The organism is Streptomyces sp. NPDC059850 (assembly GCF_042731515.1).
Taxonomy (GTDB): domain Bacteria; phylum Actinomycetota; class Actinomycetes; order Streptomycetales; family Streptomycetaceae; genus Streptomyces.
The window spans coordinates 1-8,115 of sequence record NZ_JBHWJI010000123.1; the positions used below are offsets into that span (position 1 = coordinate 1).

Genomic DNA, 8,115 nt, shown 5'->3' on the forward strand with positions numbered 1-8,115 from the left:
CGGAGGCCGGGGGCGGCCGCCGCGAGGGCCTGCGCGGCACCGTCGGCGGCCCGCCGCGCGGCGCCCTCCGCCGCCGCGGCGGCCTCAAGAGCCCGCCCCACCGCATCAGCGGCGCCCCCCGACACAACACCGTCCTCCCCAACCCCCTCCGCAGCCCGCTGAAGCGTCTCCCCCACCGCAGCCGCCGCGCCATCAGCCTCCCCCTGGGCCCGCTGCGCCCGCTCACCCGCCCGCTGCGCCTCCCGCGACCGCTCCAGCATCCCCCGCAGCGCGCCAGCCTGCGCGAGTACGGCCATGGCGGCGGCGTACGGATCACCGGCCGTCTCCCGGCGCAGCTCGGCGAACTCCCGTGACTCCACCAGCGCGGTGATGACCTGGTGGTTCACCAGCCGCGAAGGGTCCATCTCCGCGGGCTCCCGCACTCGCGGGCCGACCTTGTACGCGGCGAGGAAGACATCCACCAACAGGTCGGTGGCGTACGCGTAGCCCGCGCCCAGCTCCTCCGCCACCTCCCGCAGCCCGGCCGACTGCTCGTACGTATCGCGCCATGTGACCCGGTCGAACCGGTCCGCGACCACCGCCGCCGTGTGCCGCCGGGGCACGGCGGCGGACCGGGCCAGCCACTTCCCGCCCCGGCCCGCCAGCTCGTCGAGGGTGCTCACAGCTGGGCCTGCACCATGTTCGCGTCCATGCCGAGCGCCTCGGTGAGCACGCGGGCGCGGACCGCGCGCTGACGTCCCGTCACGCGGTCGATGGCGGCCGTGGAACGGCCCGCGCTCGCCGCGTCCGCGCGCAGCTTCTCCAGCCGCTTGCCCGCCATGGCGAGCTGGTTGTGGGCCTTCTTGATGACCCACTCGCTCAGCGCCTCACGCGACCGCCCGGCCATGGCGTCGAGCTGCGCCTCCAGCTCCTCGATGGCATCGGCCAGGTCGAGCGCCTCCTTGGCGTCGGGGTTGACCAGCTGCAGCACCTCGCGCTCGACGGTCGGGCGCTGCGCGGGCGAGTCCCACAGCACATGGGTCAGCACCGACAGATCGGTCTCGCCGACCTCGGCGCGGCCGTCGAGGTACGCGGACGCCTGCAGCAGCCCCACCGCCTGCCGCCAGCGGCGGTCGGAGGCGACGAGTTCCTTGCGCCGCAGGGCGGCCCGCAGCGTACACACCGCGTCCACGATCTCGTCGGATACGTCCACCGCCGGAACGGCCTCGCCCACCGCGTGCTGCAACGCCCCCAGCTCGACCGTCGTCCGCTCCGGCGCCGCCGGACGGCTGACGGCGGACCGCACGAGCGCGGCGAAGTTGGACGGATCCGCCAGATACCCGACCTCGATCCGCACCAGCAGCCGGTCGTAGATCGCGGCCGTATCCTCCCCGCTGGGCAGCTCATTGCTCGCCGTGATGGCCCCGATCAGCGGACACCGGATCGGCTCGCCGCCGCTCTCGGGGTGGTAGATCCGCTCGTTGAGAAACCCCAGCGTCTCGTTGAGCGCCGCCGTGGAGCACTTGAAGATCTCGTCGATGAACGCCACATGCGCGGTCGTGGCGCGGCCGTCGTACACCTGCCGGTACTCGCCCCGGGCCAGCGCCGCCACGTCGATGGGCCCGAACATCCTGGTCGGCGCGGTGAACTTCGACAGCAGGATCTCCCAGTACGCCGCCCCCTCGACCCGCCCCGTCAGCTCCCGCGCCAGCTCGGACTTCGCCGTCCCGGGCGGCCCGAGGACGAGTGAGTGCTGCCCGGCCAGCAACGTCACGATCAGCGTCCGCACCACGTCGTCCCGCTCGTAGAACCGCTCCGCCAGCTCGTCACTGATCGCCCGCAGCCGTGTGGCCGTGTCCTGCGCGTCCATACCCAACTCCACCCTTCGCTCTCCGCCTTGAACCTACGGCAGCGGGCCTTTACGAGGGATTCGAGGCACCGTACGGTCGGGCCCCATGGACTGGTTGGGGCCCGTGAACACGCTGATGGGCGCGGGCATCGGCGTCGGAGCGACGCTCCTCGCCGACCGCCTCCGCTGGCGCCGGGAGCGCGAAGCGCTCCGCCAGGACACGCGGCGGCAGGCGTACGCGTCGTTCATGGCCGCCCTGTCGGAGGCGTACACGCGCCTGCACGTGATCGCCCGCGAGGGCGGCGGGGCGGAGGAGGCGGGACGAGCGGCGCACGAGGCGTTCGCGTCCAGCAGGGTGTATTCGCTGCGGTACGAGCTGGCGCTGATCGCGCCGTGGGAGGTGATGGAGCCGACCAACCAGGCCTTCTGGAAGGTCCGCGACCTGCGCGACCTGGTGGCGACGGGCACCACCCCTGAGGACCCGGCTTTCGGCGAACACATCCGCGCCTACCTGGCGGCGGCGGAGTCCGCGCAGACGGCGATGCGGCGGGATCTCGGCACGCCGTGGCCCGACCGGGACGGGGGCCCGAGGTCACCGGGCGCCGCCACCTGAGGCGCGCACCGTCGCCCTGACCGCCGCCCCGGCTCAATCGGCAGATTCCTCCAACCACGCCAACACTCTTAGCGACTTCTCAAGATCAGGTTGATGTACCTCGGGCCATGCCCGGGCCAGCTCGTGCCGGATCTCCACCGACTCCCCGATCGCCTCCAGCGCCTCCTCCTGCCGCCCCAGATCGCCCAGACTGATGGCGAGGTTGTGCAAGCTGCCAGCAAGGGTGGGCCGGAAGGCATCCGGCCGGTCACGGGCCAACTCGCGGTACACCTCCAGCGCCTCACCGATCGCCCGCAACGCCTCCTCCCACCGCCCCAAAGCAGCCAGCCGGTTGGAGAGGTTGTTCAAGCACATCGCAACATCGGGCCGGAAGGCATCCGGCCGGTCACGGGCCAACTCGCGGTACACCTCCAGCGCCTCACCGATCGCCTCCAACGCCTCCTCCCACCGCCCCAAAGCAGCCAGGTGGATGGAAAGGTTGTTCAAGCTGCTGGCAAGGTCAGGCCGGAAGACATCGGGCCGATCCCGGACCAGGTCGCGCCGGATCTCCACCGCCTCACCAATCGCCCCCAACGCCTCCTCCCGCCGCCCCAGATCACCCAGCCGGATGGAGAGGTTGTTCAAGCTCATAGCAAGGTCGGGTCGGAAGACATCGGGCCGATCCCGGACCAGGTCGCGCCGGATCTCCACCGCCTCACCAATCGCCCCCAACGCCTCCTCCCGCCGCCCCAAGTCGCCCAGACAGTTGGAAAGGTTGTTCAGGCTGGCAGCGAGGTCTGGCAGATGGGTGGCGTCGTGGTCTGCGCGGGCGCGGTGATGTTCGGTGAGGCGTTGGGTGAGGTGGGCGGCATACGGGGCGAGGTTGTAGCTGGTGTCGGGCAGTCGGTTGACGAGGTGGTGGAGGTGGGTCAGCGGGGTGGTGGGGTTGTCGGTGATGTGGTGGAGGGCGTCGATAAGGGGTTCGGGGTGTTCGGTCTGGGTGGCTACGTCGATGGCCGGTCCCGCCAGGGTGGAGGCCTGGTCGGTGCAGAGTGTGGTGAGGTGAGCGGCGAGTTGGGGGCGGAGGGCCGGGTGGGCGGCCGCGCGGGTGTAGAGGGTCAGGAGGCGGGTGGCCTGGGGTTCGGTAACCGTGGGGGCGAGGCGGTGCGCCAGCTGGGGGCTCTGGTGGAGGTGGCGGCCGGTGAAGTACTCGGCGAGGCGGTCGGGTTGGAGCATGCCCCAGGCGAGGCGGGGAGTGGGCGCGGGGTAGAGGGCCGCGATCCAGCGGCGTACGGCGTGGATGCGGTCGGTGGGCTGGTCGGCCAAGGCCGGAACGTGGCGCAACAAGGCATCGGCCTGGTCGTCGGTGTCGGCTCCGAGAAGGTGGGCGGCCGCCAGCGCGTCGGTGAGGGTCGCGAAGGTGAGCCCCGGGTTGAGGTCGTGGGCAGCGGCGGTCGCCTTCCAGTAGCGGCGTTCGTGAACGAGCAACCGGTCCTCGACGGTGGCGCTACCCGCCCCCGCACCGGACGCGGCGTCGAGAAGGTCGGCCAGCGCCGTCATGTGCAGCGTCAGGGCGCTGTCCAGGCCAGGCCGATCCAGGCCCTCTGGGGTGCCGGTGGTGAGGCGAGCCGCTAGGGCGGGCCAGTCGTGGGGCTGCCAGTCGCGCACCTGCGGCAGATGGGCCGCGTAGCTGCGGACGGCCTGGCGGTAAGCCTCCGTGCGGGAATCGTCAGGTGAGGGTTCGAGGGCCGGAAGCAGGATGGTTCCGGTGCCGTCGAGGAGGTCTTCGGCGGCGGCCGTGGTCGCGTGCAGGTCGTTCCACCAGTCCCCATCGGTACGGGCCAGCAGCAGCAACTTGAATGCGCGGTCGCCGGAATGCTGCACGGCCGCTTCCAGGAGGGCCGTCAGCTGTGGGGTGCGGGTCTCGGCGTAGTCGACGATGACCAGGAGCGGGACGGCTGCGGCCGACAGCTCCGCCAAGGCGTGGGCGTCCGCGCGGAGCCAGAGCGTGGTCCAGCCACGCGCGGTGAGCGCATCGGCAAGGTGCTGCGCCAGCCGCGTCTTGCCCTGGCCGCCGGGCCCGTGCAGAAGCCGCGCACCGAAGCCGTCCTCCCCCGCCCAGCTGGCGAAGTCCGCGAGGAGCGTGGTCCGGCCACGGAAAGGGACGATCTGGCGGCGGGCCTGCAGCAGCGCGGCGGGAGAGTTCAACACGCGGGCGGGCGCCGCCGGTTCGATGAGGTGCTGCCACTCCACCGGTTCGAGCGCCGTGCCGACGTCCGGCGCGTGGTCGCTCAACGCGGCGCGGAAGCCGGGGTCGTGCAGGAGTACGTACGCGGGGACCGCCTCCAGGTGGGCGTGAGCCCGTCCGGCGGGGTCGGCGGCGATGACCCCGGCCAGCAGATCACCGCAGAACAGCGCCGCCCCCGACATCCCGCCCCACGGCGAGGCGCCCTCGCCCGAAGGGGCCGGGGGATGCTGGGCCAGGCTCATCACGTACCGGTTCCCGGCGAACCGTTCGCCGGGGTTGAGCGTGCCGGAGGGCTGCGCGACATCCGTCGCCCGCCCCGGCCGCTGCACCAGCTCCGCCGCACCCCAGGTCTCACACGGCGTACCCGGCCGGTGGGTCACCGTACGCCCCCACCTGACCGGCTGCCGAGGAGCCCCAACCCAGGCCGGGTCGTCGACCCGGACCAGGGCGGCGTCGTCCCGCCCGCCCGGCGTGCCCCGCCACACCACCGTGCCGTCCCAGGTCGGCTCCTGCCCCGGCCGGAACAGCCGTACCGTACGGCCGGGTTCGGGGGCGACATGGGCGCTGGTCAGCACCAGGCGCTCCGCGATCACGTACCCCGATCCCGGGCGGCCGCCCTCCACGACGACCACACGCGCCCGTTCCACCCGTTACCCCCAGCCTCGCTGTGCCGATCAGTCCGGGATACGCCCGCTCACGTCACCCGGCCCCTGCGACCGCGAGGTATCCCCGTGGACGAGGAGATCGCCGCCGTCCGGACGCTGCGGGGTCAGCGACACCGTCACCCGGTGGGTACGGGCCCGATCCACCCCCGTCTCCGCGTCCGCGCTGACCACCCACGCCTTGAACCCGGCCTTCGCCTTCGCACTGGCCCGCAACTCGACGGCGAACTCCAGCTCCACCGGCCCGACCTTGAACGCCAGATCCGGCCCCGCCCCACGCCGCGCGGCCTCCAGCAACTCATCCCGCACCGCCGCCACCGCGTCAGCCAACTCGATCTCCACGCCATCCCCCTCTGCGACTTGGACCATTACGGTATGGCAGATCACCGCACAGCAGCCACGTACTCGGGCCAAGGAGGCGCCGTGCACCATTCCGAATCCCCGGCCATCAAAGAGATCCCCGTGACCGACGAGGGAGCCGGGCCTTACGGCATTGCGGCCGGGCCGGACGGCGCCCTGTGGCTCACCTTCGCGCACAACGGTCGCATCGCGCGCCTCACCCTCGACGGCGAGATCAAGGAGTACCCCTTGGACTCGCCTTCGTGTCAGCCCACGGTCATCACCGCCGGGCCCGACGGGGCGCTGTGGTTCACCCGGTCCCAGGACCACCGGATCGGCCGCGTCACCACCGATGGTGACATCGCGTCCTTTCCCGTACCGACGCCCGACAGCGGCCCCTTCGGAATCACCACCGGGCCGGATGGCGCGCTGTGGTTCACGGAGATGAACACCGACCGTATCGGCCGCATCACCACTGCGGGAGAGATCACCGAGTTCGTCCTCCCCGTCGCATCGGGCGCCTTCCCCTCGGCGATCACCGCAGGCCCCGACGGCGCGCTGTGGTTCACCCTCAACCAGGCGAACGCGATCGGCCGTATCACCGTGCACGGCGACGTCGCCATTCATCCCCTCCCCACCCCGGGCGCCGCCCCCGTGGGCATCGCCAGTGACGGCGCGGCCGTGTGGTTCGTGGAGATCGCGGCGGGCCAGATCGGCAGGATCGCGATGGATGGCGGCGGGATCGAGGAGTTCCCACTGCCCGACCGCGCCGCGAAGCCTCACGCCATTGTCGCGGCCGCCACCGGGGACTGCTGGTTCACCGAGTGGGGCGGCAACCGCGTCGGCCGCATCACCGCGAGCGCCGGACCCGGCGCGACCGCCGAGATCACCGAGTACGACCTGCCGTCGCCGTCGTCCGAACCGCATGGCATCGCCCTGGGACCCGACGGCGCCCTCTGGGTGGCCCTTGAGGTGGGCGGGGTCGCACGGGTGGCACCGTAGCCTCGGGAGACGCGTCGCCGTACAGACCATCCGGCAGATCACCGAGGCGCTGATCGGCTGAGCGGGAATGGGGTGTTAGCGCCCAGAGAGTTCGCCCAGTCCCGACATCCACATCGCGCGGTAGTCCTTCGGCGGGACGCCGTACGCCGCGCGGAAGGCGCGGGTGAAGTTGGCGGCGCTGCTGAAGCCCCAGCGGGCGGCGATGGCGTGGATCGGGACGGCGCACAGCGCCGGGTCGGAGAGGTTGTTGCGGACGTGTTCCAGGCGTTGCTGGCGGATCCACGCGGTGACGGTGGTGCCTTGGCCCTGGAAGAGGCGGTGCAGATAGCTGCGGGAGATGGAGTGGGCGGCGGCGATGGTGCCGGGAGTGAGGTCGGGGTCGTTCAGATGCTGCTGGATGAACGCCTGGATGCGTGAGGTCAGGGCCTGTCGGTGGGTGTCGGGCGAAAGGTCGCGGTCGGCGTCCAGTTCGTGGGCGAGCAGCGCGGCCAGCAGGTCGGCCACGGCTCTCCCGAGCCGTGGCCCGTCGGCTTGCCGGTAGGTGCTCGCGTCGGCGGCGATGCGGCTGACCGTCTGGGCGAGCAGGGCGCCCATGCCCTCGCGGGCGGAGATACGGCAGTGGGCCAGCGCGCCCACCCGGTGTGCGGGGAAGGGCATCAGCGCCTTCGGCACCAGGATCGCCGTCCCCCAGTACGCGCTGTGTCCGGGATCGGCGGTCATGTGATTGGTCCCGGGGATCGAGGTGTCCTGAATGACCACGTCCTGCGCGGTGTGGCTGCTCTCGTGGTCGGACCCGGACCAGCTGACGCCCAGCCTCCCGCTGTGCGGAAACACCACCTGGTACAGCTCCGGATCGCATTGCCGGACCATGCTCGGCGGCCGGTGCCAGCGCATCGGCGGCATGCGCAGCCTGATCAGCTGGACAGGGCCCAGGGAGAGGGCGCGCGCGGAAACCTGGAGCGCGGCGGTGTCATCGACGGAGACGCCCACCGGCACCAACTGCGAAACGTGCTGCCGCCACCCGTCGGCGCGATCCGCCGGACCCAGGTCCTCGCTCCTGAACGTGGTCTCGTACACGCCCGTCCTCCGCTCTCCGTCCCTGCCACCAGTCGACCAGAGAGCCATAATCAGCCGCTGAACGCCCTGGCCCTGATATGGCCCCCGCCCTGCGGGACACCTCAAGCCCCACCGGGCCACCCCCAGCCCACCGGCACCCGAGGAACGGGCCCCAGAGGCGGAGATGCCCCACCTCCCAGCCCGCCAGGGCCCCAGCCCCGCCAGGGCACCCCAAGCCCCTCCGGGGCACCCTCAACTCACCGGCGCCCGACGAGCGGGGCCCAGGGGCGGAGATGCACCACTCCCAGCCCCTCCGGCGTTTGAGGAGCGGGGTGCAGGGGCGGAGCCCTGTCTCATAAACACATCACCGAGCCCACCAGACTAGGCT

6 protein-coding genes and 1 pseudogene are annotated in these 8,115 nt (G+C 71.9%); 2 read left to right on the top strand and 5 right to left on the bottom strand.

Features of this window, described 5'->3' with window-relative positions; translation table 11 throughout:
• Together ACFV9T_RS42225 and ACFV9T_RS42230 are read right to left on the bottom strand one after the other, a co-directional pair.
• Window positions 1-662: pseudogene (locus ACFV9T_RS42225) on the bottom strand (hypothetical protein); the annotation flags it as partial.
• Window positions 659-1,849, bottom strand: coding sequence for an AAA family ATPase (locus ACFV9T_RS42230; RefSeq protein ID WP_385449087.1), 1,191 nt, complete (start codon window positions 1,847-1,849; stop codon window positions 659-661). The pseudogene ACFV9T_RS42225 and the gene ACFV9T_RS42230, both read right to left, overlap by 4 nt.
• 85 nt (window positions 1,850-1,934) lie before the next feature.
• On the opposite strand from ACFV9T_RS42230, the gene ACFV9T_RS42235 reads away from it, so the two are divergent.
• On the top strand, window positions 1,935-2,441 hold the full coding sequence (locus tag ACFV9T_RS42235) for a hypothetical protein (protein WP_385449088.1): 507 nt from the start codon (window positions 1,935-1,937) through the stop codon (window positions 2,439-2,441).
• A 33-nt stretch (window positions 2,442-2,474) separates the two neighbouring features.
• Here ACFV9T_RS42235 and ACFV9T_RS42240 read toward each other — a convergent pair whose 3' ends face one another.
• Window positions 2,475-5,315 carry a DUF3856 domain-containing protein gene (locus ACFV9T_RS42240; protein WP_385449090.1) on the bottom strand — a complete coding sequence of 947 codons (2,841 nt, stop codon included), beginning with the start codon at window positions 5,313-5,315 and terminating at the stop codon, window positions 2,475-2,477.
• 27 nt (window positions 5,316-5,342) lie between these two features.
• On the bottom strand, window positions 5,343-5,672 hold the full coding sequence (locus ACFV9T_RS42245) for a trypco2 family protein (protein ID WP_385449091.1): 330 nt from the start codon (window positions 5,670-5,672) through the stop codon (window positions 5,343-5,345).
• 33 nt (window positions 5,673-5,705) lie between these two features.
• Here ACFV9T_RS42245 and ACFV9T_RS42250 point away from each other — a divergent pair, with 33 nt between their 5' ends.
• The gene (locus ACFV9T_RS42250) at window positions 5,706-6,671 is read left to right on the top strand and encodes a virginiamycin B lyase (RefSeq protein WP_385449092.1); all 966 of its coding nucleotides are present in this window, start codon (window positions 5,706-5,708) and stop codon (window positions 6,669-6,671) included.
• A gap of 75 nt (window positions 6,672-6,746) precedes the next feature.
• Here ACFV9T_RS42250 and ACFV9T_RS42255 read toward each other — a convergent pair whose 3' ends face one another.
• Window positions 6,747-7,748, bottom strand: a complete 1,002-nt coding sequence (locus ACFV9T_RS42255) for an AraC family transcriptional regulator (protein ID WP_385449094.1) — start codon at window positions 7,746-7,748, stop codon at window positions 6,747-6,749.
• Window positions 7,749-8,115 lie beyond the last annotated feature (367 nt).